Origin of the sequence: Mycoplasma sp. CSL7503-lung, assembly GCF_025515455.1 — a bacterium.
Lineage (GTDB): Bacteria > Bacillota_I > Bacilli_A > Mycoplasmatales > Metamycoplasmataceae > Mycoplasmopsis.
Map to the genome: position 1 here is coordinate 1 of NZ_JAOPHP010000015.1, position 26,220 is coordinate 26,220.

At 24.9% G+C, this 26,220-nt stretch carries 32 protein-coding genes, 8 tRNA genes and 2 rRNA genes; 31 read left to right on the top strand and 11 right to left on the bottom strand.

The annotated features are described in order from the left end of the window. Positions 1 to 171: 171 nt before the first annotated feature. On the bottom strand, positions 172 to 900 hold the full coding sequence (locus N9R85_RS02470; protein WP_262858446.1) for a hypothetical protein: 729 nt from the start codon (positions 898 to 900) through the stop codon (positions 172 to 174). Between the two features lie 62 nt (positions 901 to 962). Here N9R85_RS02470 and ftsY point away from each other — a divergent pair, with 62 nt between their 5' ends. Both ftsY and N9R85_RS02480 read left to right on the top strand, forming a co-directional pair. Then, positions 963 to 2,018, top strand: coding sequence for a signal recognition particle-docking protein FtsY (gene ftsY, locus N9R85_RS02475; protein WP_262858447.1), 1,056 nt, complete (start codon positions 963 to 965; stop codon positions 2,016 to 2,018). Then, positions 2,011 to 2,226: a sigma factor-like helix-turn-helix DNA-binding protein gene (locus N9R85_RS02480; RefSeq protein ID WP_205852244.1), complete on the top strand. Its 216-nt coding sequence runs from the start codon at positions 2,011 to 2,013 to the stop codon at positions 2,224 to 2,226. Before ftsY ends, N9R85_RS02480 begins: the two co-directional genes overlap by 8 nt. A gap of 23 nt (positions 2,227 to 2,249) precedes the next feature. On the opposite strand, the gene serS is transcribed toward N9R85_RS02480, so the two are convergent. The 5 genes from serS to N9R85_RS02505 all read right to left on the bottom strand — a co-directional run bounded on the left by serS (position 2,250) and on the right by N9R85_RS02505 (position 7,059). Continuing rightward, entirely contained in the window at positions 2,250 to 3,515 is a 1,266-nt protein-coding gene (gene serS / locus N9R85_RS02485; RefSeq protein WP_262858448.1) for a serine--tRNA ligase, read from the bottom strand. 99 nt (positions 3,516 to 3,614) lie between these two features. Next, the gene (locus tag N9R85_RS02490; protein WP_262858449.1) at positions 3,615 to 4,550 is read right to left on the bottom strand and encodes an energy-coupling factor transporter transmembrane component T family protein; all 936 of its coding nucleotides are present in this window, start codon (positions 4,548 to 4,550) and stop codon (positions 3,615 to 3,617) included. Beyond that, entirely contained in the window at positions 4,550 to 5,500 is a 951-nt protein-coding gene (locus N9R85_RS02495; protein ID WP_262858450.1) for an energy-coupling factor transporter ATPase, read from the bottom strand. The genes N9R85_RS02490 and N9R85_RS02495 overlap by 1 nt, the downstream gene beginning before the upstream one ends. After that, positions 5,476 to 6,291 carry an energy-coupling factor transporter ATPase gene (locus N9R85_RS02500; RefSeq protein WP_262858451.1) on the bottom strand — a complete coding sequence of 272 codons (816 nt, stop codon included), beginning with the start codon at positions 6,289 to 6,291 and terminating at the stop codon, positions 5,476 to 5,478. The genes N9R85_RS02495 and N9R85_RS02500 overlap by 25 nt, the downstream gene beginning before the upstream one ends. 162 nt (positions 6,292 to 6,453) lie before the next feature. Continuing rightward, positions 6,454 to 7,059: a ribonuclease HII gene (locus N9R85_RS02505; RefSeq protein ID WP_262858452.1), complete on the bottom strand. Its 606-nt coding sequence runs from the start codon at positions 7,057 to 7,059 to the stop codon at positions 6,454 to 6,456. A 96-nt stretch (positions 7,060 to 7,155) separates the two neighbouring features. Here N9R85_RS02505 and N9R85_RS02510 point away from each other — a divergent pair, with 96 nt between their 5' ends. The 7 genes from N9R85_RS02510 to N9R85_RS02540 all read left to right on the top strand — a co-directional run bounded on the left by N9R85_RS02510 (position 7,156) and on the right by N9R85_RS02540 (position 11,777). Continuing rightward, positions 7,156 to 7,497 (top strand): HNH endonuclease domain-containing protein, encoded by a 342-nt coding sequence (locus tag N9R85_RS02510; RefSeq protein ID WP_262858453.1) that lies wholly within the window; start codon positions 7,156 to 7,158, stop codon positions 7,495 to 7,497. A 282-nt stretch (positions 7,498 to 7,779) separates the two neighbouring features. After that, on the top strand, positions 7,780 to 8,094 hold the full coding sequence (locus tag N9R85_RS02515; protein ID WP_262858454.1) for a hypothetical protein: 315 nt from the start codon (positions 7,780 to 7,782) through the stop codon (positions 8,092 to 8,094). Positions 8,095 to 8,192: 98 nt separating this feature from the next. Then, complete coding sequence (locus tag N9R85_RS02520; RefSeq protein ID WP_262858455.1) at positions 8,193 to 8,576, top strand: hypothetical protein; 384 nt, start codon at positions 8,193 to 8,195, stop codon at positions 8,574 to 8,576. 316 nt (positions 8,577 to 8,892) lie between these two features. After that, positions 8,893 to 10,053, top strand: a complete 1,161-nt coding sequence (locus N9R85_RS02525; RefSeq protein WP_262858456.1) for a hypothetical protein — start codon at positions 8,893 to 8,895, stop codon at positions 10,051 to 10,053. Further along, positions 10,046 to 10,975 carry a hypothetical protein gene (locus tag N9R85_RS02530; protein WP_262858457.1) on the top strand — a complete coding sequence of 310 codons (930 nt, stop codon included), beginning with the start codon at positions 10,046 to 10,048 and terminating at the stop codon, positions 10,973 to 10,975. Before N9R85_RS02525 ends, N9R85_RS02530 begins: the two co-directional genes overlap by 8 nt. Further along, positions 10,962 to 11,144 (top strand): hypothetical protein, encoded by a 183-nt coding sequence (locus N9R85_RS02535; protein WP_262858458.1) that lies wholly within the window; start codon positions 10,962 to 10,964, stop codon positions 11,142 to 11,144. Before N9R85_RS02530 ends, N9R85_RS02535 begins: the two co-directional genes overlap by 14 nt. Positions 11,145 to 11,246: 102 nt before the next feature. After that, positions 11,247 to 11,777 (top strand): hypothetical protein, encoded by a 531-nt coding sequence (locus tag N9R85_RS02540; protein ID WP_262858459.1) that lies wholly within the window; start codon positions 11,247 to 11,249, stop codon positions 11,775 to 11,777. Positions 11,778 to 11,797: 20 nt separating this feature from the next. Here N9R85_RS02540 and N9R85_RS02545 read toward each other — a convergent pair whose 3' ends face one another. Further along, positions 11,798 to 12,271: a hypothetical protein gene (locus N9R85_RS02545; protein ID WP_262858460.1), complete on the bottom strand. Its 474-nt coding sequence runs from the start codon at positions 12,269 to 12,271 to the stop codon at positions 11,798 to 11,800. Between the two features lie 230 nt (positions 12,272 to 12,501). Between N9R85_RS02545 and N9R85_RS02550 the strand changes: the two genes are divergently transcribed. From N9R85_RS02550 to N9R85_RS02575, 6 genes are all read left to right on the top strand, one after another. Continuing rightward, positions 12,502 to 12,576, top strand: a tRNA-Asn gene (locus tag N9R85_RS02550). An 8-nt stretch (positions 12,577 to 12,584) separates the two neighbouring features. Next, positions 12,585 to 12,660, top strand: a tRNA-Glu gene (locus N9R85_RS02555). A gap of 5 nt (positions 12,661 to 12,665) precedes the next feature. Continuing rightward, positions 12,666 to 12,741: transfer RNA gene (locus tag N9R85_RS02560), tRNA-Val, on the top strand. Positions 12,742 to 12,748: 7 nt separating this feature from the next. Next, a tRNA-Thr gene (locus N9R85_RS02565) sits at positions 12,749 to 12,824 on the top strand. 45 nt (positions 12,825 to 12,869) lie between these two features. Continuing rightward, positions 12,870 to 12,954: transfer RNA gene (locus N9R85_RS02570), tRNA-Leu, on the top strand. A 173-nt stretch (positions 12,955 to 13,127) separates the two neighbouring features. Then, positions 13,128 to 13,203 (top strand) — tRNA-Thr (locus N9R85_RS02575). A gap of 77 nt (positions 13,204 to 13,280) precedes the next feature. On the opposite strand, the gene N9R85_RS02580 is transcribed toward N9R85_RS02575, so the two are convergent. The 4 genes from N9R85_RS02580 to rrf form a co-directional block, all read right to left on the bottom strand. Further along, entirely contained in the window at positions 13,281 to 13,586 is a 306-nt protein-coding gene (locus N9R85_RS02580; RefSeq protein ID WP_262858461.1) for a hypothetical protein, read from the bottom strand. Positions 13,587 to 13,678: 92 nt separating this feature from the next. Beyond that, positions 13,679 to 13,861 (bottom strand): hypothetical protein, encoded by a 183-nt coding sequence (locus tag N9R85_RS02585; RefSeq protein ID WP_262858462.1) that lies wholly within the window; start codon positions 13,859 to 13,861, stop codon positions 13,679 to 13,681. A gap of 153 nt (positions 13,862 to 14,014) precedes the next feature. After that, the gene (locus N9R85_RS02590; protein ID WP_262858463.1) at positions 14,015 to 14,326 is read right to left on the bottom strand and encodes a thioredoxin family protein; all 312 of its coding nucleotides are present in this window, start codon (positions 14,324 to 14,326) and stop codon (positions 14,015 to 14,017) included. A gap of 129 nt (positions 14,327 to 14,455) precedes the next feature. Beyond that, positions 14,456 to 14,561: ribosomal RNA gene (gene rrf / locus N9R85_RS02595) — 5S ribosomal RNA — on the bottom strand. A 135-nt stretch (positions 14,562 to 14,696) separates the two neighbouring features. Between rrf and N9R85_RS02600 the strand changes: the two genes are divergently transcribed. The 16 genes from N9R85_RS02600 to N9R85_RS02675 form a co-directional block, all read left to right on the top strand. Next, positions 14,697 to 16,319 (top strand): ABC-F family ATP-binding cassette domain-containing protein, encoded by a 1,623-nt coding sequence (locus N9R85_RS02600; RefSeq protein ID WP_262858464.1) that lies wholly within the window; start codon positions 14,697 to 14,699, stop codon positions 16,317 to 16,319. Continuing rightward, positions 16,319 to 17,008, top strand: coding sequence for a 16S rRNA (uracil(1498)-N(3))-methyltransferase (locus N9R85_RS02605; RefSeq protein WP_262858465.1), 690 nt, complete (start codon positions 16,319 to 16,321; stop codon positions 17,006 to 17,008). Before N9R85_RS02600 ends, N9R85_RS02605 begins: the two co-directional genes overlap by 1 nt. Before the next feature lie 136 nt (positions 17,009 to 17,144). Beyond that, positions 17,145 to 18,578: a pyruvate kinase gene (gene pyk / locus N9R85_RS02610; RefSeq protein ID WP_262858466.1), complete on the top strand. Its 1,434-nt coding sequence runs from the start codon at positions 17,145 to 17,147 to the stop codon at positions 18,576 to 18,578. Positions 18,579 to 18,707: 129 nt separating this feature from the next. After that, positions 18,708 to 18,791, top strand: a tRNA-Tyr gene (locus N9R85_RS02615). 5 nt (positions 18,792 to 18,796) lie between these two features. Then, positions 18,797 to 18,871: transfer RNA gene (locus N9R85_RS02620), tRNA-Gln, on the top strand. Positions 18,872 to 18,968: 97 nt separating this feature from the next. Next, a complete protein-coding gene (gene proS / locus N9R85_RS02625; RefSeq protein WP_262858467.1) occupies positions 18,969 to 20,417 on the top strand; it encodes a proline--tRNA ligase in 1,449 nt (482 codons plus the stop codon). 126 nt (positions 20,418 to 20,543) lie between these two features. After that, on the top strand, positions 20,544 to 20,996 hold the full coding sequence (locus N9R85_RS02630; protein WP_262858468.1) for an MG284/MPN403 family protein: 453 nt from the start codon (positions 20,544 to 20,546) through the stop codon (positions 20,994 to 20,996). After that, the gene (locus tag N9R85_RS02635; RefSeq protein ID WP_262858469.1) at positions 20,965 to 22,065 is read left to right on the top strand and encodes a hypothetical protein; all 1,101 of its coding nucleotides are present in this window, start codon (positions 20,965 to 20,967) and stop codon (positions 22,063 to 22,065) included. Before N9R85_RS02630 ends, N9R85_RS02635 begins: the two co-directional genes overlap by 32 nt. Further along, positions 22,040 to 22,450, top strand: a complete 411-nt coding sequence (locus N9R85_RS02640; protein ID WP_262858470.1) for an MHO_1590 family protein — start codon at positions 22,040 to 22,042, stop codon at positions 22,448 to 22,450. Before N9R85_RS02635 ends, N9R85_RS02640 begins: the two co-directional genes overlap by 26 nt. Before the next feature lie 16 nt (positions 22,451 to 22,466). Further along, on the top strand, positions 22,467 to 22,700 hold the full coding sequence (locus N9R85_RS02645) for a phosphopantetheine-binding protein (protein ID WP_262858471.1): 234 nt from the start codon (positions 22,467 to 22,469) through the stop codon (positions 22,698 to 22,700). A 75-nt stretch (positions 22,701 to 22,775) separates the two neighbouring features. After that, positions 22,776 to 23,588 (top strand): tRNA pseudouridine(55) synthase TruB, encoded by an 813-nt coding sequence (locus N9R85_RS02650; protein ID WP_262858472.1) that lies wholly within the window; start codon positions 22,776 to 22,778, stop codon positions 23,586 to 23,588. Next, positions 23,579 to 24,403 (top strand): YcsE-related riboflavin metabolism phosphatase, encoded by an 825-nt coding sequence (locus N9R85_RS02655; protein WP_262858473.1) that lies wholly within the window; start codon positions 23,579 to 23,581, stop codon positions 24,401 to 24,403. The genes N9R85_RS02650 and N9R85_RS02655 overlap by 10 nt, the downstream gene beginning before the upstream one ends. 2 nt (positions 24,404 to 24,405) lie before the next feature. After that, entirely contained in the window at positions 24,406 to 25,272 is an 867-nt protein-coding gene (locus N9R85_RS02660) for an FAD synthase (protein ID WP_262858474.1), read from the top strand. Between the two features lie 124 nt (positions 25,273 to 25,396). Beyond that, complete coding sequence (gene rpsO, locus N9R85_RS02665) at positions 25,397 to 25,663, top strand: 30S ribosomal protein S15 (protein ID WP_205852269.1); 267 nt, start codon at positions 25,397 to 25,399, stop codon at positions 25,661 to 25,663. Between the two features lie 57 nt (positions 25,664 to 25,720). Next, a complete protein-coding gene (gene rpmB, locus N9R85_RS02670; RefSeq protein WP_262858475.1) occupies positions 25,721 to 25,912 on the top strand; it encodes a 50S ribosomal protein L28 in 192 nt (63 codons plus the stop codon). A 227-nt stretch (positions 25,913 to 26,139) separates the two neighbouring features. After that, positions 26,140 to 26,220: ribosomal RNA gene (locus N9R85_RS02675) — 16S ribosomal RNA — on the top strand; the annotation flags it as partial.

The following is a 26,220-nucleotide window of genomic DNA, read 5'->3' on the forward strand; positions in this document are numbered from 1 at the left end:
AATTTTTTGTTGTATAATTCATATGGTTCCTCGGTTCATGTGGGGCCATTTTTTTTATTAAAAAATTTCAAGTGCTCCACAATTATATTTTATATAAATTGTGTTGCACTTGAAATTACAATTTAGCGATAAGTATTAATTTTCATAAATACTTATCTTAAAAACATCGTTTTATGCAACTCTTTCGATAGTATTTTCTATATCACTTTTATTTATTAATTTAGGGTAAATGTTATTCACAATACTAATTGCATTTAACATTAAAACTATCGAAATTTGATTTATATCATCATCATTTTTAGGGTTAATTTTTATTTTTTTAGGACCTCTAAGAGCGAAGTTAATAGATTTTTTTATCAAACTTTTTACTAACATATGTTTACCAATTCTTCTTCAAATAAAAGTTTGATATATGACATCTTTAAACCTAATTTCTTGGTCAGAATTTTTTTTTCTTCTTGATTTTATTAGTATATAGGATCTATCAACGCTATAATCTTGAAGTTTTTTTATGTCAAAATTCTCAACTTCTTCCTTAGTTATATTAGCATTCACTTTTGTCACTATAACATAATATAAATTTAATAAAGAAGTAGGTAAGTATAATGTTATAAACGTAATTAAAGCAAGATTGTATGGTTCTCAAATTAGTAAAGTATTTTTTTGATTATCATCATTTTTAATTATTGATAAATTTCCGCTCATAACTAGCGAAAGCATAATTATTGCAAATGTGGTTCCTATAGATAAAATTAAAAAGTTTTTTAAAAATCATTGTTTAACAAACTTATAAATTATTCCGTTATCATAATATTTTTTGATTTTAAAGACATCAAATAAAAATTTAATTGATATTATCACAGTAAGTGCTATTAATACTAAAAAAGTATTTTGCGTCATTATTAACTCCTTAAATAATTAAATTATATATTATTATATTAATAATTTAGTAAAATAGTAATATGGGATTTTTTAAAAATATAGTTAATAAAATTTTCAAAAAAGAAGATAAAAAAGATGCTAGTTTAATAGAGAAAGAACTAGTAGATAAAAGAGAAAAAGAAATAATAAATAGTAGTAAATTTCAAAAATATGAAACTGGTTTAAATAATAGTTCAACTTTTGGTAAAAAATTGTTAGAGATACAAAATAGATATGTGAAAGTTGATGAGGATTTTTTAGAAGAATTAGAAGAACTTTTAATTATGTCTGATATTAGTTTACCTTTAGTTGACATTATGATTCAAAAAATAAAACAGGAAATTCGTACCAACAAAATAACTGATCCAAAATTAATTGGTGAAATAGTTGCGGATCAAATGTTTGTTATTTATACAAATAATTCTGTCACAAACACAAATTTAAACTTCGAAAATGATAGGTTAAATGTTTTTATTTTTGTGGGTGTTAACGGTTCTGGTAAAACAACCTCAATTGCTAAACTCGCTAATAAATATAAAAACGAAGGTAAAAAAGTTTTAATAGCTGCTGGGGATACTTTTAGAGCAGGTGCAGTTAATCAATTAGGAATTTGAGCAGAAAAAATTGGTATTGACATCGTTAAACCTGATAAAGAAGGTGCGGACCCTACTTCAGTTGTTTATAAAGCACTCGAACAAGCTAAAAATAATAATTACGACTTATTAATAATTGATACCGCGGGTAGATTGCAAAATAAAGTTAACTTGATGAATGAGTTAGGTAAAATGGTTAATATAATCAAGCGTTTTGAGCCTAGTGCTCCACACGAATCATTATTAGTTTTAGATGCTACAACTGGCCAAAATGCATTATCTCAAGCTAAAAATTTTAAAGACATTGCTAATTTAACAGGTATTATTTTAACTAAAATGGACGGTACTTCAAAAGGTGGTATAGTACTATCAATTAAGGATGAATTCAATCTTGATGTTAAATATGTTGGTTTAGGTGAAAAACTAGATGATTTACAAGAATTTGATTTAGAATTATTTATTTATCAAATGACAAAAGATTTAATTGTTGAGAAAAATGAGTAAAAAATCTATAGAAAATTTACAAAAATATACTATTTTATACGAAAAATATAAAGGTGCACTAACACAAAATCAACAACAGGCTTTTGAGTTGTATTTTTATAATGATTTATCTTACGCTGAAGTTGCTCAAATATTAGCGACAACACGTTCTGCTGCTTATGATTCAGTAACTAAAGCGATAAAAAAACTTGAAAAATTTGAAGAATAAAAACTAGATTTGATATCTAGTTTTTATTTAATTAAATCTGTACCCATAAATGGGACTAAAACTTTTGGAACAGTAATTGTACCATCATTGTTTTGATATATTTCTAAAATTGCGGCAACAACTCTATCGATTGCTAAACCAGAACCATTCATTGTGTGAGCATATTCTGTTTTACCTTCTTTATTTCTAAATCTAATCATTGCTCTACGTGCTTGAAAATCACCCATATAACTTACACTTGAAACTTCTCTAAATTTTTCTTCAGAAGGAAGTCATAATTCTAAATCAATTGTTGTTCTCGCTGAAAATCCCATATCACCAGTACATAATTGTAAAACTCTATATGGAATTTCTAGTTTTTCAAGTACGTCTTTAGCGTCTTCGACCATTTTTAAATATTCATCGTATGCTGTTTCAGAATTAGTAACTTTTACTAATTCTACTTTTTTAAATTGGTGCTGTCTTAAAATGCCTTTTGTATCTTTTCCGGAACTACCTGCTTCTGATCTGAAACATTCTGTATATGCTGTTGCTTTAAAAGGATTTTCTAAGTCTATAACTTCGTTATTATAGATGTTTGTTAATGTTACTTCAGCAGTAGGAATTAAATATTCGTTTGAACCATCTAATTTATATAAATCTTCTTTAAATTTTGGTAATTGACCTGTACCGTATAAAATATTATCTTTAACTATTACCGGGGTACTAAATTCGTCGTATCCTTTTGTTGCATGTAAATTTAACATGAATGAGATAAGAGCTCTAGTTAATCTAGAACCTGCATTTTTATAGATAACATATCTTGAACCAGATAATTTTACCGCTCTTTCAATGTCGATAATATCAAGATTTTTAGCAATTTCATAGTGAGGTAAAACACCTTTAACTAATCCTCTTCCGATTTTATCTTTAACCTCTAAAACCACATTATCGTTTTCATCTAAACCAACAGGTACTGATTCTAAAGGTAAATTAGGTATTTTAGATAATAATTCATTAATTTCAAAGTTTAATTGATCAGCAATTTTGCTAAGTTCTTCTTCTTCTTTTTTAGCTTGTGAAATTTTTTCTTTTAATTCGTTTATTGCTTCAGGATTATCTTTGAGTGCACCAAATTCTTTAGATAATTTAGCCAATTCTGCTTTTTTGTTTTGAGCAATGAACATTTTTGAACCACGATCTTCTGATATGGAAATTAACTTGTCAAAAATTTCGACATCAAAACCTCTATTTTTAAGTCCTTTACGTACAATTTCTGTATTTTTTTGAATAAACTTTAAGTCTAACATATAACCTCAATTTCTTTATAAATTATACTATAATGTTATGTAAAATTATTTTGTTTTTTATTAAAAATAATAAAAAATATGCATTTTAGAACGCATATTTTAACCTACTATTCTTATGTATTTATATATTTCTATATCTCTTAAATCATATATATTTATGTCAATACCTTTACTTAGGTTTAAGTAATTAAGTATTAAAAACGAGAAAACTAATAATACTATCATAAATAGTACAATATCAATAATTCTAGGTTTTATTTGTCTATATTTTGTTCTTTTTTCGTATGGATCATATCCTCTTGTTTCCATAGAATTAGATAAATCATCTGCCTTTTGAAATGAAGAAACAAATAAAGGGATTATTAAAGTTGTAAATGCTATTATTTTTTCTTTAAATTTACCTCTTTTAAAGTCTACTCCACGAGAAGATTGTGCCTTTATAATTCTTCCTGCTTCGTCCACAAGTGTAGGGATAAATCTTAGTGCTATTGAAATTATTGTAGCTATAATATGAGTTGGAACAAATAAGAATTTTAACGGTCACATTAAATCTTCAATTGATTTATTTAATAAAATGGGTCTAGTTGTATTTGTTAAAAGGGTAGTAATTAGAATCATTGTGTAAATTCTTAAAAATAGAGCAGAAACACGATTTAAATTATTTAGTGATAGTCCATATTTTATTACGGTATCAACACCGTTGATAGTTTTATTAGTTTGGACTAAAACTTTAAATTGTTCTTTAAAATAGTCGTCTTTAATTATTATTTCAGAATTAATAGTATAAATATTAACAAAGAAAATAATGACACAAATAAAAAAAGGTAATTTCATTAGTTTAATTAATGGTCTTATTTTTTTTGTTGAATAAATGTAAGCAATAATAGCCGGTGTTAAAATTATAAACATATCTATAAAATTACTTATTAAAAACGCTAATATAATGTATAGAAGAGCTATTAATAATTTGATTCTTGGGTCTAATTTGTATAAAAATGAATTACCAGGGATATATCTTCCAAAAACACTTTTCATTATTTACCTCCGTTATTAATAAAATCAACTAATTCGTTAACGGATTTTACTTCAGGTACATCAATACCTCTTTTTTTAAGTTTAAAAATAAAATTCAAAAGTTTCGGAGGTCTTAAGTTATTTTCTTCTAGTAATTTTATATCGCTCAATATTTTGTATGGTTCACCATCTTTAATTATTTTGCCTTTATTTAATAAAAATACTCTTTTTGCATATTGTAATACATGATCAAGATCATGAGTTACATTTATAATTGTTTGTCCTTTTTTATTTATTTGTTCTATTATTTCCAAAATGTCTTTGACTCCAACAGGGTCTAGACCAGCTGTTGGTTCGTCAAATATCATAAAATCAGGATTGATTGCTAAAATTCCAGCAATTGCAACACGCCTTTTTTGACCACCAGATAATTCGAATGGACTTCTTTTAAGGTATTCTTTAGGTAATCCTACAATTTCTAAACATTTTGCAGCTCTTTTATATGCTTCATCTTTAGGGACCCCAAAAGCTATCGGTCCAAAAGCGATATCTTCTTCAATTGTGTTTTTAAAAAGTTGATATTCTGCAAACTGAAAAACGATTCCTATTTTTTTTCTTAAATTATTAATATTTTTTATTTTATTTCCGCGTTTTAATTTGTGAATTATTTTTTTTATTTTATTTTCGTTTTTATTAGTTTTAGGAAATTTTACTATAGATGATTGTTTTTGAAATTCTTTTGTTTTTTTGTTTAAAACATCGTTTTCAAAAAATCACTCTATTTCACCCTCTGTAGGTTCTAATAGTAAATTTAAATGTTCAATAAATGTAGTTTTTCCAGAACCAGTGGAACCGATTATACCTATATATTCGCCTTGCTCTATTTTTGCACTTATATCATCTAATGCTTGAAATTCTCAAGGAGTTTTTTTAGCAAAGATATGGCTTATTTTTTTGACTTCAATTTTCATATTTCTTCTATTAACTCCTCTTCGTTATATGTTGGTTCGATTCCTTTAATTTGTTCGCTAACTTGATAAATAAATGGGGATTCAATTTTTGCTATATTCATTATTTTTTCATCTTTTAAAATCGATTTTGGATCCCCGTTGGCAATTAATTTCCCGTTTGCAAACACTAAACAACGATCTGCTAAAATAGCTTCATCCATATTGTGTGTTATCGAGATAAGTGTTTTATCTTTTTTATCTCTTATTTCTTTTATTATTTCTAAAACTTGGTCTTTACCCTTAGGGTCTAACATAGATGTAACTTCATCAAAAATAATAACATCTGGATTTAGAGACAAAATCGATGCAATTGCAACTCTTTGTTTTTGACCTCCGGATAAATTTTCTGGTTCACGTTCTAAGTGATCTAGCATACCTACTTTTTCAGCATAATGATTAATTATTTTTTTCATATCTTTATTTGGTATTTGTCTATTTTCTAATCCGAAAGCAATATCATCCTCTACAGAAGAACCAATAAATTGATTGTCAGGATTTTGAAAAATAATTCCAATTTTTTTTCTAATTTCACTTAGGTTTTTTCTGTGGTATTTTATTCCATCAATATAAATTGAACCTTCTTGAGGTTTCAATAATGCCACTAATATTTTTGAAAGTGTACTTTTTCCACTACCGTTATGACCTAAAACCGCTATATATTCACCTTTTTCGACTGTAAATGAAACATTATTTAAGGCAGGTTTCAAAATTCCTGGTTTATAACTAAAAACTATATTTTTTACATCTATCATAATATATATTTTATTAAAAAACCATATTTTTTATAATTTTATTTAGTTTATTTTTACAAGTAAAAATACTATTTTAACTTATTTTTAATATTAAAAAAAGATAAATATTTTATGTTTAAAAAATTTTTAAATTATTTTTTGAACTGCATATTCAATATAATTTTAATTAGTTATTTTTTCAATAAATTTAGCAATTGGTTTATATTTTCTCCTATGTATTTTAGGCTCTATACCATTGATTATAAGTGCTTTTGAATGTGATTTTGTACCGTACCCTTTATTATTTTTTAAATCATACTGTGGATATTTTTTATCCAATTCAATCATATAATTATCTCTAAAAACCTTAGCTAATATCGAAGCTGCCGCTATGTTGAAAGAAACAGAATCACCTTTAATTATATTTTCTTGAGGTATGTCGATATTTATTTTCTCGAAATCTGTTAATACAACATTTGGTTTTGTTTTCATATTTTTAACAGCTAATTCCATTCCAATTTGAGATTCTTTTTTAGGATTGCTATTATTTAAATCTTCAACTGACCTAATTATTATTTGATGTTCAATTGAATTTTGTATTATTTCTTGATACAAATCATTTCTTTTTTTAATACTTAATTTTTTAGAATCATTAATCTCTGAATTTTTATAATCTAGTTTCATAATTACGCAAGCTACAACAATAGGTCCTGCTCACGAACCTCTTCCTGCTTCGTCACATCCAGCAATTAATGTGTTTTTATCATACTTTTTTTCATAATCTAACATAACAATATTTTACCACCTTATACTTTTTTGGCTTTTTGCTTTGAATATATATATATATATATATAATTTAGATAAAAAGAAAAGAAAGGAGGTAACATGACTTCACAAGAACAAAGAAATAAAATTTGAAGAAATTATTTTGGCTCAAAAAACGAAGGGGTTGATTTTGCTGGAAGAAAAATTACAAAAGACGGTGATTGAACTGAAGAGCATATTATGCCTTTATCCATAAAACGTGATAATAGTTATGAAAACGTAATTCCTAGTCATAGAAAATCAAATGAAAATAAAGCCGATTATAATACATGATCAGATGGCAATTATACTTATCAAGTAAAGAATGGTATAAAACAAGAAGGATATTATCATTATGTAATTTTTAGAAAATCTAATAATAGTAATGAATGAACTCCGGTGACACCTTCAAAATTAAAATAAAACTTGCTAATTTTGAAAACGCAAGTTTTTTGTTTAACTTTTTATAATTTATTTCTCATTTTTTAAAAAGGTATATAATTGTTTACTAAATATGAAAAACTAAAATACTACTTCGATTAGTTTGTAAATACAAAAAATATATTAAGCGGTTTAAAAGAGAGATGTAGAGAGAGTTAAATTCTTTTAAATATATTGAAATCTCATTTTTAAGTTTTGCAATAAATTTTATTGCAAAACTTATTTATGTATACATTTTTCTTTTTTCCTTTTTGAGGAGAGAGAATGTTTAAGAGTAAGAAGAGGATTTTTTTATTTAGTATATCGAGTATAGCAACAACATTGTCTATTTCAAGTTCTGTGGCTATAATGTTAAATTGAAATGGAAATAATTTAATTTATGAAAATGATTATAAAAAGTTAAAAAAATTAATAAATAAATGAAATCATATCCCGAAAAATATTTTGGATGACTTTAATAAAATAAAACCAATTTACAAAAATAAAAATCAAATATTAGATTTAAAAAAGATAAAAGAAAGAGTATTTAATTCTTTAATTTTGTCCATTTTAGATAAAGAATCAAAATTAAAAATATAAATCCTAAAGATAGTAATCATAATTTTTGAAGAAAAAATGATATTTTAAAGATTAAAAATGGTTTAGATTTACTAAATTATGATAATGCTTTAGATATAATGTTGTTAGTTGATAATAAAATTGACGAAATTAAAGATTTAAATAATAAAAAACATTTTAAAAATGATTTAAAAAGCACTATTATAAGTGATTTTGCAACTATTTATAAAAGAGCAGATAAATTAAATGAAGATATAGATATTTTTCTAAAGAAACAAAATAGTAAAATTGAAAAACAAATAAAAACGAATCAGGTGATAATTGATTCATTGGTTGATTTATTAAAAGATAAATTTAATAAAAAACAAGAAAAAATATCTAATGACTTTAACAAATTAAAAGATTTAGAAAGTGAATTGAAAAAATATAAAAAAGTATTTGACGAATCTAAAAAAATTAAAGACTTTAATATTAAAAGTGTAATTGTTCAAAAAATAGTTTAAGGATATACCAAAACTTATTAGTGATATTTCTAAAATATTAGATGATGAAAAACATTTTGAATTTAATAAAGTATTTAAACGTGTTAAAAAATTAAATTCAATTGTCAAAGAAAAAGATAAATATAATGATTTTAAATCTAAAATTAATGAATTAGAAAAAGAAATAGAAAATTATTTAAAAGATAGCGATGATATTGCTAAGTTAGTAGAAATTAAAAAAGAGGAATTAAAACAAAAAATTTTAGATTCTAATTTATACAATGATATTAAACATAATTTAAATAAAAAAGTAGATATTGAAAACGATATAAAAAAATTGCATGAAATAGATACAGAAATTAGTAATTTAGAAAAATATCAAAATGCAAGAAAAGAAAGTGTTAAAAATAAAGTAAAAAGATTATTCGATAATAATGATTTAATTTCAGAATTTGTAAATAATATTTCTTTAGCTAATACTGATGCTGAAATTGATAGAATAAGTAAGTCTATAGATGATATTATTGATTCTTTAATCAAAAAAGTCGAAGATAAAATTAGCATCATAAACGATAATGATGATGCTAAAAAAATATTACTCGAAAAGATTAAAGATTTAAAATCTTCTCAAAAAAGTACTTTAAAAGAAATTCAAGAAATTTTAGATATAGTTGATGAGAAAAATGATATTAATGATTTAAAAAAAGAAGCACTAGAATTAGTTAATAAAATTTTAAATAAAGAAAAGTTTCAAGAATTTAAAGTTAAAGTTAATGATTTAAATAATAAAAAAGAAATTATTGACCTAAAAAAAGAATTAGAAAAATTAATAAATAAACAAGAGAAAGTTGAAATAATAAAATTAAAAATAAAAGAAGAATTGGACAAGATAACCGAGAATTCAAATTGAAAAAAAGATTTTCTAGAAAAATATAATGTTAACGATGAAAACATAAATTATTTTAAAGAAAAATTAAATATCATTGAAAATCATTTCGAAATTAAATCTTTTAATTTAAACAGATATCCAAATGGATTTAAGTTCGACTTTTTAGAGGGTAATGTTCCTGAAAAAATAAAAGTAGATGTAACTTTAAATAAGGAAATTAATAATAAAAATTTATATCTTGTATTAATTGGTTCTAAAGAAGATAATCGATTAGTTTCTAATAAATTAGAAATAAATGACAAAACAAGACTTATAAGTTTTTCTTTTGATAGCCAAGAAATAGAAGAAGATACTTATAAATTATTAGGAGTGTTTGTTGACAAATCTTTAGATACAACGGATTTAAAAAATAAAAAAATATCAAATAAAAATGAAGTTAATGATATATTCACTATTCTAAATAAAGGTGTTGTTGATTTAAAAGAAGTGAAAATTAGTAAGTATTCAGAAACAACTCAACCCATTTATAGAGAAGGAGTTGATTTAATAGAGCAAGGAGCTAATACTATAATAGAAATTACTGGTTTTTTTTCAAAAAAGATTGAATAATAGATCAAGAAAAAGAAATAAATTTAAAATTAATAGGTGAATCGAATATAATTGAAAAAATAAAAAAATACATAAACTTGAAATATTAAAAAATGCAAAGAATATTAATTCTTTCAGTTCTATGATTACATTATATAATACATCAAATAACGGAATAACACTACAATTAAATACAAACGATTTTTTAGCGGGATATATTTATCAATTAGATGAAGTGTCTTTTTATTTAAAAAACAGTGATAAATCATTTAAATTTAAATATATTTCAAAAAATGGTAATTACATTAAGAATGATAAGGTGGTTAATAACTATATTTTTAATTCTAAAGATGAACTATTAAAAGTAGATTTAAATAAATCTATTTTTCCTGAATGAACTTATAATTCTGGTGCTAGAATAGTGGGGCATCCAACTATTAATACACATAATGAAAAAGAATTGGCAAAATTAATTTTTACTAATGGTTTTGATAATGGTTTAACTTTTTCTAAATTATTTAATTATTTAAACTTTGAAGTTCCTAAAACAAATAAAATATATGAAACTAATTTTATACAAAATAAAGCCAAAAACATATATTTTAATTCTTGAAGTAAAGAAAATGATAAATTGACTTTAAAAGAAAAATGAATTGATTTTTTAACGGATAGAATAATTAACGCTTTCCTAATTAAAGGAAAGGAAGAAATAAATAATTCGGGTGATTCTATATTTTTATCAAAATTTCCTGGATTTAAATTTAGTAAATGAACATTTAATAATTCTAATTTAACATACACAACAAATGATTTAAAAAATAGAATTTATTTAAGTGCAATTTCATTAGGAAATTCTAATCTTCATAGAGACAACATATATAATATTGACAATTATAATAATCTACCAATTTTAGGCGGAAATAATCTTCATGAAAAAAACTAATAAATCAACAAATGAATTTATGTATAAAGTTAACACACATAGCGGTAATTACTGAGTGTTAAGTGATAATACTCACCCTAATGAAAAAGATTACGGAAAAATATATAATATTATTTACAAAAGTATTCTATTTGCATTAGAAAATAATTTTAAAATCAAAAGCAATTAATAATATTAACACAATTGCTATAATTGTGTTTTTATTCAGCTGTTTATATGATTTTTTATCTAAAATGATATAATAATTTATATTATAGAAAAGGGGTAAAAAATGGCTTCAAAAGTTACTGCACATTGTGCTAAATGTAATATTAATTACACATATTTATTCGGGGAAAGTGATGATCTTATATTATTTAATATTTTTTTAGATGAATATAAAAAATCACAAATCGAATTATTTGATAGAGAAAAATTTATCAATCACTTTAGACCTATTTTTCTTAATAATATCCAAGAATTTAAGAATTTTTCTGAAGAAAATCAATTGCAACTTCTAAATAATAATTACGAAAAAATAATAAACTTTTTCTTTCCACAAGAAATAGAAATAATTAAAAAAAATATTGTTATGGGTCATACTATAGAAGTTTTCCCTATTATTAATACTAATTTAACTGAAACAGAGAGATCTATAGTTTCGGTTCCTATAATGAAAATTAAATTTTTATCAGGTAAAGAATATGTTCGTCAATATAGTAACAATGTTGCTTATGTTCAGTTTACACCGGATCAACAATTTTTAACTTGTCCTGTTCATTTAGATTTAACGGCACAATTTGTTGGTGAAGAAAAAGTTTAACACTTAAAATGTTAAACTTTTTAAATTTTAAAATTTCCGTTGTAATCTAATTTGTATTCTTGTTTTGATGATATTTTTATTTTGTTTAAATAATCTTTTAGTGTTTTTATATCAGAAAAATAAACGTTATAAAATTCTAAATATTTTTCATTAAAAAATATTGCTATATCATCTTGTATAATAAATGTTGTATAGACATCAATCATTGTTTCAATTAATTCAACTAACTGTTCCTTATTATAAATTCTAAATTCACCATCTTTTCAAGAAGCAACTACATTTTGGTATAGGTACCAAGCGCCTATTGCTAATCTATTAAAATTAAACTTAACATCTTTTGAATTTGAGTTATTTTGATACTCTGAGAATAATATTACATTTAATAGAAAGAAATGTTTTAATTGCTTTTTACTGAACAATGGTTCGTTCAGTGTTTTATATATTAATTCTATATTTTGTTTTGTTAATCCTTTTCTAAGTTCTAATAATTCCATAATATAATTAAAACATTTTTAATATGTTTTATGTCTATTTTTTAGTAGATTCAATTTAATTTTTTAAAAAGTTTTAATATTTTTAATTTTTTTTCTATTTTTTAAAAAAGTATGTATAATTATTTTACCTAAAGAGTAATTAGGTAATTAAATCAAGACAATAAAAAAATATATTATTTTTTATTGTTAAAAATATTTATATGTTATAATATATTCACGCAAGTACAAATGCCGATTTAGCTCAGCGGTAGAGCAGCTGGCTGTTAACCAGTTGGTCGCAGGTTCGATCCCCGCAATCGGCGCCATTTTATAAGGTCTGTTGGTGAAGCGGTTAACACACATGGTTTTCATCCATGCATACACGGGTTCGATCCCCGTACAGACTGCCATTTTTGGAAGATTAGCTCAGCTGGGAGAGCGTCGCCCTTACAAGGCGAATGTCATGGGTTCGAGTCCCTTATCTTCCACCATTATTGCGCCGTCTTAGCTCAGTTGGTAGAGCAACTGACTTGTAATCAGTAGGTCGTAGGTTCGAGTCCTATAGACGGCACCATAGTGTGCTTTTTTTATTTGTTATTTGATATAATAAATTACAAATGCGCGGATGGTGAAATTGGCAGACACGCTAGATTTAGGCTCTAGTGCCTTACGGCATGAGGGTTCAAGTCCCTCTTCGCGCACCATTTAACATTAATACTTAAAAAAAGTATTTTTTTTAAACATTTTTTATTAATCTTTATAACAAACAAACAAGAAAGAAAAACTAAGGTATAGACTTACCTTAGTTTTTTCTTTTTTTAAAATAAAAGTAAGAACATTGAAAATATTACTTTTATGTTAAAATATATTTATATATGCCGTCATAGCTCAGCAGGTAGAGCACTTCCATGGTAAGGAAGGGGTCGCTGGTTCGAGTCCAGTTGTCGGCACCATTTTTTTATGCATTTTTTGGTAGAAAAATATACTTATTTTACTATGACATAGTTTAAATAAGTAAAAAGCAGAAAACTTAAACTTTCTGCTTTTTATTATTCTCTTTTTCGTAATCATAAACTGAAATAACTTTTTCATTTTCTAAATCATAGATTTGATGTCCACCAAATTCTTTTGCTTTATTTATTGCTTCATCTACGCCGGAAACAACCACAAGATTATCTAAGACCAGTTCTTCTTCATCTGTATTATATCTATAATCTCAGTTTATATAATATTTTTGTTTAGCCTCGTTAATGAAATTGATTAATTGATTTTTTTGTTCTTCAGCAAGATAATCTAATTTTTTTATCCAATTTAAGCTAATTTTTAATGATCCCAAATTTTTGTTTTCAAAAGCTACAATATAACCTTTTTTATCAGTAAAAACATTTCATCCAACTATGGGGATATTATCTTTTGGATTAAAAATTTTTATATCACATAATTCTTTTTTAGCTTTAATATCTCATGTATTTTCATTAAAAAACTAGCAATTTCAATGAATAAATTATCAAGATGATATCTAAGTGATTTATCTTTTAAAAAATTTACAAATCCTTTTATATACTCGCTAAATTCTTCTGTTTTTTTATTCTTTGTTTCTTCTTTATCCATCTTTTATCCTTAAACATTTATTTTATACTAATCAATAGCAAGAATTATATTACTTTTAATTTTTGATCGAATTACTTTTTTTAAAATAAATTAAAAAGTATTGCTGAAAAAACATTAAAAAATTAACATTTTTCAATGTTAATTTAATGTGTGTTATTTAATGTAAGGTGCTATTTGTTCTTTTAATATTTCATAAGGAACATAACCTGAAAAATCTTTAACTTGTTTATCACCTGTAAAAACTTTAGTATACGGAATACCTTGTACTCCATTTTCAAGAGCGAATTCTCTGTTGTGATCAATATTAACTCTTAAAATTTCAACATTATCATTAGAATCTAATTGTTCTAATGAACCTTTGTACATTCTACATGGACCACATCAATCAGCATAAAAAACAACTAATTTTGTTTTTTCACTTTTTAACGCTTCTGAAATTATTTCTTTATTTGCTTCTTTTAGCATATTGCCTCCTTAATTTTTAAATATTAATAATTATATCATTTAATAAATAAAGTAAAAAAGTTTATTTTTATATTAAAAACAGGTGAAAAAAGCTTTTTTTTATATTTTTACTTTGAAAAAAAGGTATAAAAAAAGCAGCTCCCTATTTTCACCAAGTGGCTATCGTCGGCGTAAAGAGGCTTAACTACTGAGTTCGGAATGGTATCAGGTGGACCCTCTTGCTATTGCTACTGATAATAGTATACACTATAAATTTAAAAACCAAAAATTTTTTTTATTTTTTTAAAAATATTTTTTGGTTTGTAAAAAAACAAAAATAAAATTGCTATATAATTTATATTATTAGATCAAGAATAAATAAGGAGAAAATATGATTGAAGTTCAAAATATTAGTAAAATTTTTAGTGACAAAAAATTATTCGAGAATGTTAATTTAAAATTTACAGAGGGTAACACATACGGAATTATAGGAGCAAACGGAGCAGGTAAATCTACATTTTTAAAAATATTATCAGGTCAAATTGAAGCTACAAGTGGGCAAATATTAATTGAGAAAAATAAACGTATTTCAGTTCTTTCTCAGGATCATAATGCATACGATCAAATGAATGTTACTGACGTAGTTATTATGGGTAATACTGATTTATATGACGTTTTACAAGAAAAAAATGCTATTTACGCAAATCCAGATGCAACAATGGAAGATTATACAAGGGCTGGAGAGTTGGAAGATAAATATGGTGAATTAGGTGGATGGACCGCTGAAAACGATGCACAAGAATTGTTAAGTAATTTATCTATACCTAAAGATAAGTGAAATGTTAATATGAGCGAATTAACTGCTAATCAAAAAATTAAAGTTTTATTAGCTAAAGCGTTATTTGGAAATCCTGATATTTTAATCATGGATGAACCAACTAACCATCTTGATTTACGTTCAATTAAATGACTTGAAAACTTCTTGATCGATTATCCTAATGTTGTTATTGTTGTTAGTCACGATAGCGATTTTTTAGATTCGATTTGTACACATATAGTTGATATTGATTATAACGAAGCTAAAATTTACACAGGTAATTATAGCTTTTGGAAACAATCATCAGAATTAGCTCGTGAAATGATGAAACAAAGTAATCTTAAAAAAGAAGCACAGATGGAAAAACTTAAGGATTTCATTGCTCGTTTTAGTGCTAATGCTTCAAAATCAAAACAAGCAACTTCAAGAAAAAAAGCTTTAGAAAAAATTTCTTTAGATGAGATTAAACCTTCAAATCGTAAATACCCATATATTCGTTGAGATATGAATCGTGATCACGGTAAACAAATTTTGAATGTTGAAAATTTAACATATAAAAATGATTTAGGCCAAACACTTTTTGAAAATGTTTCATTTACATTAAGACCAGGTGAAAAAATGGTTATTGTTGGTGATGATGATATCGCAAAAACAAGATTACTTGAAATAATTTTTGGTGAGCGTGAAGCAACTTCTGGTACTGTTGAATGAGGACAAACAATTACACCAAGCTATTTTCCTAACGATAATGCAAAATATTTTAATACTGAAGAAAATATTTTAGAGTGAATTTCAAAATGACCATTATTAAATAAAATAAAAGAAAATCAAGAAAATGATGATGCTAGAATGCGTGGTTTTTTAGGTAGAATGTTATTTAGTGCAGATTCTGTATTTAAAAAAGTAAATGTAACTAGTGGTGGTGAAAAAGCACGTTTAATGTTTTCTAGAATGATGCTTTTAGAATCAAATTTTATTATATTAGATCAACCTCTTGATCACTTAGATACCGAAAGTATTGATTCAGTAATTGAAGGGGTTCAAAATTATAAAGGTGGAGCAATCTTTACTACTTATAATAGAGCCTTCGTTAATCAATGTGCAGATGTAATATTAGAATTACAATCTCCAACAAAAAGTTTTTTATTTAGAGGTACTCTAGAAGAATACGAAGAAATTATGATGCAGGATAATTAATGAATCGTTTTTTTGTTAATAAAAAAGAAGATAATTACTTTATTATAGATAAAGAAGCTCAAAAACATATTAAAGTTTTGAGGTTAAATGGTAAAAAAATTATTTGTGTTTACGAAAATAATTTTTTCGAATGTTTAGTCCAAGAAGATAGGGCACTTATTTTAGAAGCTATAGATGAAAATCATGAATTTACAAATGATATTATTTTATTAATGAGTTTAATAAAATACGATCGTTTTGAATGGCTTTTACAAAAAAGTACAGAATTAGGAGTAAAAAAAATAATTCCTTTAATAACAAATCATACTAGTGGTGAATTATATTCATTCAATAAGTTTGAAAAAAAACGTCAACGTTTTGAAGAGATCTTAAAAAATGCAGCTGAACAGTCTTTTAGAAATCAAATTCCAGTATTAGGCGAATTAACAAAATTATCTAATGTTGATTTTAAAAAAGACTATGAGATATATGTAGCACACGAAAAAGTTAATTCCGAAAATAATCAAATGCCAAATGAAATTGACAAAAATGTTTATTTTGTTGTTGGTCCTGAAGGCGGATTTTCGAATTTGGAACTAGAAAAATTAACTTTAAATAACAAAAATGTTAACTTAGTATCTTTAGGTAAAAGGATACTCAGAGCAGAAACTGCAGCTATATATATGCTTTCAAAAACTAAAAATTCTTAATATTATTAAGTTCTTGTATAGAAACTTAACATATCAAGAATTTTTTTAAATATGCCTTAAAATCATTATCATAAAAACATTTTTTTGGTAAAATAATGAATATAAAATAATCAAATCATAATTAGGAGAAAATTAAATGAAAATTACAGATAAAAGAACTAAATTAGTTGCTACTATCGGACCTTCAAGTGATAATATTGATACATTACGTACATTGATCCAAAATGGTGTAACAACAATTAGAGCTAACTTTAGTCACGGTTCTCACGAAGAACAAGCTAATAAATTCGCAATAGCTAAAGAACTTTCAAAAGAACTTAGAATTCCAGTTTCATTAATGTTAGATACAAAAGGACCTGAAATTCGTGTTGGAAAAATGAAAGATGGTGCTCAAGTTGTTGAGGCAGGAACAACAGTTTTAATTCATACAACACAAGATAAATACCTTAACTTTGAAGGAACACCAACAGAAATTACAGTTGCATATGACATGGCTAGAGATTTAGTTGTTGGTAACCAAGTTTTAATCGATGACGGTAAATTATCAACAGTTGTAACTGAAGTTGGTGAAGGATATGTAAAAGTTAAAGCGGAAAACACACATAAAGTAAAAACAAATAAACGTGTTAACTTACCAGGTGTAGATTTCTCACTTCCTTTCTTAGCAGAAAAAGATATTAATGATATTAAATTTGGTATTACTCAAGGTATTAATTATGTTGCAGCTTCTTTTGTTAACTCAGCTAGAAATGTAAATGAATTAAGACAATTATTAAAAGAAAATGGTGGATCACATGTTCAAATTATTTCTAAAATTGAATCACATTTAGGATGTGTAAACATTGATGAAATTATTGAAGCATCAGATGGAATTATGGTAGCTCGTGGTGATTTAGGTTTAGAAATTCCTTACTACGATGTTCCTTACCACCAAAAAAATATGATTAGAAAAGCTCGTGAAGCTGGTAAACCAGTTATTGTTGCTACTCAAATGTTAGATTCAATGGAAAATACTCCACACCCAACACGTGCAGAAGTAACAGACGTTTATTATGCAGTTGAATTAGGTGCGGATTCTACAATGTTATCAGGTGAAAGTGCAAACGGCTCATTCCCTCTTGAAGCAGTTAAAACAATGACAGCTATTTCAAAGCGTGCTGAAAAAGAATTTTACTCAAGAAATTACTACGAAAGACAATTAGAAAAAGTTTGAGCAAATTCAAATCAATCAGACAAAAGAACAAAAATAGCTTATGAAATTGCTAAAAAAGCAAAAGATGGTGAATATAAATTTGCGGTTGTTTTATCAAGAACAGGTGAATTATTAAAACATGTTTCTAAATTTAGACCTAATACAATTACAATTGGTGTTTTAAACAACGATAAATTAATTAACGGATTTGGAGCATATTCTGGTGTGTTTGTTTCAGTTGATTCATTAGATCTATTCGATAAAGTTAAAGCTGATAATTCATTAGCTGAAGAAGCCTTAAGACCATACGGAATTCAAAAAGGTGACAAATACTTAGTTGTTGAAAACGAAAGATTTACAGAACACGAAGTTAAATAATATATAATATAATAATTAAAGTGCATATGCACTTTTTTTATTTTTCCTTTTTAAAAATGTAAAAAAATAAATAAAAAAATTCTTGAATAAAAGAATTTATATGCTATAATAATTAAGCAAAATTAATATGGGGGGATAGCAAAGCGGCCAAATGCGGGTGGCTGTAACCCACTTTCTTAGGATTCGGGGGTTCGAATCCCTCTCCCCCCACCATTTATTGTCCCATAGCCAAGCGGTAAGGCATCGGGTTTTGGTTCCGACACGCGTTAGTTCGAATCTAACTGGGACAGCCATATCACTCTAAAAAGAGTGTTTTTTTATACTTTTTAGGCCTAAAAATTACTTATTTGCGTTTTTCTAAATATTTTTTTGTTATATAATTAGGTTAATATGAATAAAGAAAAACAAATAGATAAAATTACTCCGATGGAGTTGGATTTTGCAAAATGATACACAGATGTTGTGAAAAATGGAGATCTTATAGCTTATGGGCCAACTAAGGGTTCAATTATTTATAAACCTAATTCTTACGGTATTTGAGAATTAATTCAAAAAGAATTAAACGACATATTTAAATCAAAAGGAATTCAAAATGTTTATTTGCCTCTCTTGATTCCGGAAAATCTATTTCAATTAGAAAAGGAACATATCGAAGGTTTTAATCCTGAGTTAGCAACAGTTACAAAAGTTGGAGACAAAGAGTTAAGCGAAAAATTATTTATCAGACCTACTTCTGAAGTTTTATTTGCTGATTTGTTTAAAAAAACAATTAATTCATATAACGATTTACCAATTGTTTATAATCAATGAGCGAATGTTTTAAGATGAGAAAAAACTACAAATCCTTTTTTACGTACCAGAGAATTTTTATGACAAGAAGGTCATACATGTCATGATAATGCATGAGAAGCACGTAAATTAACAAGAGAAATGATTTCTACATACGCAAAATTTTTAAAAAATTATTTAGCTATTCCGACAATAGTAGGAAAAAAAACTCCTAGGGAAAAATTTGCAGGAGCATGTTCTACTTATACAATAGAAGCTATGATGAAGGATGGTAAAGCTCTACAGTCTGGTACAAGCCATTATTTGAACCAAAATTTTTCAAAACCATATGGAATTAAATTTAAAAATAAAGAAAATAAAGAAGAATATGTTTATCAGACTTCATGAGGTGTAACTACTCGTTTATTAGGTGCGATCATTATGACACATGGTGATAATAGAGGTATAATAATACCACCTAAAGTTGCACCTATTCAAGTTGATATTCTTGAGTTATTTGCAAAAAAAGATCCTAAAGTTCATCAAATAGCGGAAGAAATCAAGAGTAAAATTGGAAGAAAGTTTAGAGTACGTTTGGATTCATCAGATAAAAATCCTGGATTTAAAGCTTCGAATAGCGAAATACAAGGTGTTCCTTTACGTATTGAGGTAGGTCCTAGAGATTTAATAGAAAATAAAGTTCTGGTTGTACGTAGAGATACCTTAGAAAAGCAATTAGTTGATATAGAAAAATTAAGAGATTTAATACCAACATTACTCGAAGATATTCATAACAATTTATATGATTTAGCACAAAAAAGATTAGAAGAAAATACTGAATATGTTTATAACTATGACGATTTTAAAGAAAAAATCAAGGAAAATAAATTTATAGTAGCTCCATTTTGCTGCGATGACTATGTAGAGGGAAAGATTAAAGAAGAGACAGGAGCAACAGCAAGATGTATACCTATCAAGTCATTTAAAAAACCAAATAAAGATAGTAAATGTTTTTTTGATGGTTGTGATAAAGTTACTAATAGGTATGTTGTATTTGCAAAAGCATACTAAAACTGAAAAAAATTTCACATTTTAGAAAAAGAAAAGGGAAAAAAGGTTATTTTTTCCTTTTTTAGTTCATTTTTAATAATTTTTCAAAAAAATTTATATAAATAAAAGTGAAAGGAGTATTTAAAAATGAACGAATTGAACGTAGATGTAGAATCTAAGGCTTTTGAAGAATTGAGATTACATGACTTAATTAAGGAAGTCGAAAATGACAAAGAACTTTATGCTTATGAGCATAAACTTGTTGAAATGATCTTTAAAACTCATTGAAAATTTAGAGAAATATTTAAAAGAAAATTAATGGGAGAAACTTTTAAAGAAAAGTTTTATCATAAAAAAATAAATGAAAAACAAAAAGAATGATTGCTTAAGATGGCCGAAGGAAAAAATAGTATTGTAAGAATGATTTTAGACAACATGACACATAAGCATTCATGGATACTTGAAAAATGTTATTTAGATAAAAACACAATGGATAATACGTTGTGATACGAGCAACATTTTTCTAAAACCACTTTTTATAAAGTTAAACGTGAGGCGGTAAAGGAATTTGTTTCATACTATACAGGAATATTCAACTAAGGATAGTAATTTAACTAATAAACAATTAATATATGAATATAATAATTTTAGAATTGATAGACGTGTTTATGATGAATCAGCTAATTTAGACTATCAAATTGAAATTTTTAACTATAAAAACAATAAGGATTTATATTTATTTTGTGATTTCTTTAGTAATAAAGTTTACAAAGAATGAATTATTGAACTTTGGTATAAAGGATCGAAACAACTAACTTCAAACAATTCAAATTTTATTGCAAACATTTCATCTCTTAATAAATCAAAAGTAGACGAAGTTAATAATTTTAAGATTATAATAAAATCTAAAAAAACAAATAAAATAGTTGAAAGTCTCGAATTTAATAGATATTTAAATGAAAATGTTGAAATCTTTGAAATGCAAAATAAGACTAATTTATTAAAAATACAGTATTCATCTGTTTTTAGAATAAAAAATAATCAAGTATTAAGTCATAAAAAATATTGAAATTTAATTTTTAATCTTGAAAATTTAAAGAGTGCAATACCTATTTTTAATGTTTTAAACTTGTTTATAACTTTTGATGCAAATTCTGTAAATTTAAAATCATATAAAATAACTTCTTTGGATTTTAATGTAAATAAAATTAGCTTAAATATTAATGGTTTAGGATTAGAAAAGGAAAAAATAAAATTAAAAGGTATACGAAAAATATTACAAAATAACGAAAATAAATTTGATTTAGTTGATTTTTATATCGATGAATATATTAAATATTTACCTGATGAAGAAAGGTACATTAAATCTTTAGGTGAAAATAGTAATAGAAAAATCGTTATACCTAAAAATTACAACGGAAAATTAATTTTTATATTTGAATTAGAAACAACTTTTGGTAATTTTAAAATTTTAAAAGAAATTGACTTTGATAATAATTTAGAGGAAAGGAAAGCCAAAAAATTTGAAATAAATGATATAACAGATCAAAGAGTTTTCTTAAACAAAATAAAATATACTGTTTCATTTAGAGATTTTTATAATTTAAAAAATGAAAATAATATTAGTTATTTTTTAAAGAAAAATGAAGAATATCAAATCGATTTATAAATTATTTGCTTTTACTATAATTATTAGCCTTGTAGTAGGTTTAGCATATTATGGTTATTTAAAAATTATAGAACAAAAAAACTATTCAAAAAATAATAGTTCAATAGAAAAAAATGATAATTTTAGTGCGAAAAACTCATTTATTTTTCCGGATATAGATAAAAGATTTTTAGTTAATTTTATTAAAAAAAATGAATTCGGAGAAGATTATATAGATCAAGAAATAGTCAGAAATTTGATATACAATTTAATACTAAATTCAAATAATAGTAATGCTCAATTAGATTTTGATTTTATACAAAAAAGCGATAGAGAAATAGAAGTTTACATAGAAGTTAATTATAAAAAAGAAAAATATTACAAAGTATACGAAATTAAAATTTAATTGATATAATTAAAATATGAGTTTAGATTATGAAAAATGAATTATCAGTCAAATAGAGCGTTTGTCTAAGAAAAAAGTTGATTATAATGCGTATATAAAAGATATTAACATTGATTCTTTAGACTTAGCAGAAGTAATTATTAATCTAGAAGAAAAATATGGAATTGTAATTTCTGATGAAGAAATTTTAAATATTGAAAAAGTAAAAGATGTACTAGAATTAGTTTCTAAAAAGGTTGGTGAAAAGTAAGCTATTTTAATTTTATGATTAGAATAGCTCACTTTTTATTCTATGTTTTATAAATACCATAAAGTAACTGGCACTATGACTAATAAAAGTGTTAGAGGTTTATCTAAATTTCTTTTTACAAAAAAAATAGGACACACTGGAATTTTGGATCCTTTAGCTTCCGGTTTAGTAATAGTTGCAACTGATTATGATACTAAGTTATTAGAATACATCAATCATAAAAATAAAATTTATATTGCAAATTCCAAGTTTAATTTAGGTTCTGATACTTTGGATATTGATGGCGAAGTTAAAAGTTATAATTTTCCGAAAATAAAATTAGAAGAACTTAAGAAAGCCATTGAAATAGTAGCAAAGAGAGAAACTCAAATGCCTCCTAAATTTAGTTCCAAAAAAATAAATGGACAACATGCTTATGAGTTAGCTAGAGAAGGAAAAGAATTCGAATTAAAACCGCAAAAAATTAAAGTATTAGAATACAAATTAATTAGTTTTGATTATGATAAACAAGAATATGAAATTATGTTTAATGTTTCTGAAGGAACTTACATAAGAACATTACTATATGATATATCTTTAGAATTGAATAACACTAGCGTCATGACTTCGTTAAAAAGAATTGGAGTTGGTAGTGTATTATTAGATAATTTAGAAATTCAAAAGTATGAAAAAATAAGTTTTGATTTGCTTTTTAATATAAATTCCGTTTCTTTAACGGAGGAAATTTATATGAAAGTATATAATGGTCAAAGTTTTAGAATTCCCCAAAAAGATGAAGATGTTTTTTTTATTAAGAATATTAATAATGATGTTTGTTGTGTAGGAAGAATTAAGGATAATTTTTTTTATCCTAAAAAAGTTTTTAAAGAAAGGTTATTATGGAAATAAAAAAATTAGAAGAAATAATTAAATTAGCTGCTTTTGATGTTGATGAGACACTTTTACCAAACGGATATACAAAGTTTTCGGAAAACACAAAATCTATTTTTCAAAGTTTAAATAAAAAAGGTATTAAAACTGTTATTTCTACTGCGAGAGAGTTTGCTACAATAGGTGATTTTTTAGAACAATTATATCCTGTAGATTATTTTATGGGCGCTAATGGTGCATTTATATGGGATGTGCAAAATAAAAAATTTATTTTCAAAAATACATTAAAACGTGATCAAGTTATTAAGCTTTATAATGAGTTTGGAGAGAAAGTTAGAGGTTTTGCAGTTAGTGATTTTGATAAAATTTACAATTCAAAAGATATGAATTTAAATACTTGATTTATTAAACCTTTCGCCCAAAATTATCATGCTTTTGATCCTGACTTAATAGGAGATGAAGATTTATATCTAATTACAATAACTTCATCTGAAAATTTAAAAGAATTATATGAAGAATTTAAGGATTTTATATCTAAAAACAAATTAGATATGGAAATATCGTCACGTTGATCGAGAGGTTTTTTTATAAATCCTTTATCCGTTAACAAAAGTACTACTTTAAAATTTTTGCTTAATAAATTGGAATTAAATTATGATAATTTAATTAGCTTTGGTGATAGCTCGAATGATTTTGAAATGATTAGAGATGCATATTATGGAGTAGCCATGCAAAGAGCTGGAGAAAAAATTAAAGCTGTTGCTAATGATATTGCATTAGACTCCGTTTATGATGGCGTTTATTTAAAATTAAAAGAATTGAAGTTGATTTAAAATTGAATAGTGATTTACTTGTTTATAACTTAAATAATTTCGAATCAAAAGATAATGACATTTTTTTAATCGGAGCTTTCGAATCTTTTCATTTAGGACATTATCAACTTTATAAAGAACTAGTAAAATATGCTGGAAGAAAAATACTAATTAATTTTAATAACCTAGACACAAAGAATTTATTAAATAATGAAGTTTTTTATACAAATAAATCTAAATATTTTTCTATTTCAGAATTAGAATTTGATGCAATTATAGAATTAAATTTTTCAGAAATAAAAAATTTAGATGGAATTGAATTTATAAAAAGAATAATTCAAAATAAAAAGGTAACGTTTATAGCCGGCAGTGATTTTAAGTTCGGGCAAAACGCACAATATAAATTATCTGATATACCTCTTCATTTTAAAAATGTTGAAATAAAAAATGTTGAAATTTTTAAATTATTAAATACCAAAATTAGTTCGAGCATGATAAAAGAATCGTTAAAATTCGGAGATATTGACTTGGTTAATGAATTGTTAATTTCAAATTATGTTTTTAATGCTACGTTGAAGGAAAATTTAACATTAGATTTACCATTACATTTAATGAGAATGCAACCAGGGATATATTCATCTTTTATGCATATGAATAATTTGACCTTTTTTAGTTCCTTATATGTAGATTATAAAAAGGAATATAAATTATTTATCTTAGATTCTAAAGAAAACTTGGAATTGAACTTATTTTATAATAAAGAAGTTTTTGTTGAAGTTTTAAGCAATATTAGAAAAATAGCAGATAAAAACATGGACAAAGTTTTTGAAAATGATCTTTTAGAAACTAAAAATTATTTTTTAAATAAATATTCTAATTATAAAAAATAATTATTATGTTATAATTCGAAGGCATTTCAAAAAGTATGCAAAACACAAATTTTAACTAGGTTTAATTTAAAATTTTAAAAATTATGCTCGGTTAAAACATAATTTTATTTATTTAAGGAGAATTATGGTTTCAAAAACAAGAAAAGCTGAATTAGTCTCACAATTCGGTAAAAATGCAAAAGATACAGGTAATGTATCTGTTCAAATTGCTATTTTAACAGAAGATATTGAAAAATTAAAACCACATTTTTCAAATAACCCAAAAGATAATCACTCACGTAGAGGTTTCTTAGCAAAAATTTCTCAACGTAAAGTTTTATTAAAACATTTAAAAGCATCTGATTTAAACGAATATAACAAAGTAACTGATTTATTAAAAATTCGTAAATAATATTTACTTATTAAATTTAGTATAAATTTATAAAAATAATTAAAGAGGTTTAATAATATGGCAAGAAAATGTCAAATATCAGGTGTTGGTCCTCAATCAGGGAACAAACGTTCACACGCTTTAAATGCTTCAAAGAGAAAATTTAATGTTAATTTACAAAAAGTGAGAGTTACTATCGATGGTCAAAGAATGTCATTGAGAGTTTCAGCAAAGACTTTAAAAACTTTAAAATCAAAAGGTTTTTTATAAAAAAAATAAAAAAATGCAAAAAAGCATTTTTTTATTTTTTATTATGGTTTATAATTATATCAACGCATTTGATTTTTGAAGATATTAAAAAATCTTTAATTAAAAAATAAAAAATAACTTTTTGTTATTAATAAAATGTGTTATAATAATTTGGCTATCAATTATTTAGATAGTCAAATTGAAGTTCTTTGAAAACTAGATATATACAATAAAACATGACAGTCAATTTTTTCGAGAGTTTGATCCTGGCTCAGGATGAACGCTGGCTGTGTGCCTAATACATGCATGTCGAGCGGAGTTCTTCGGAA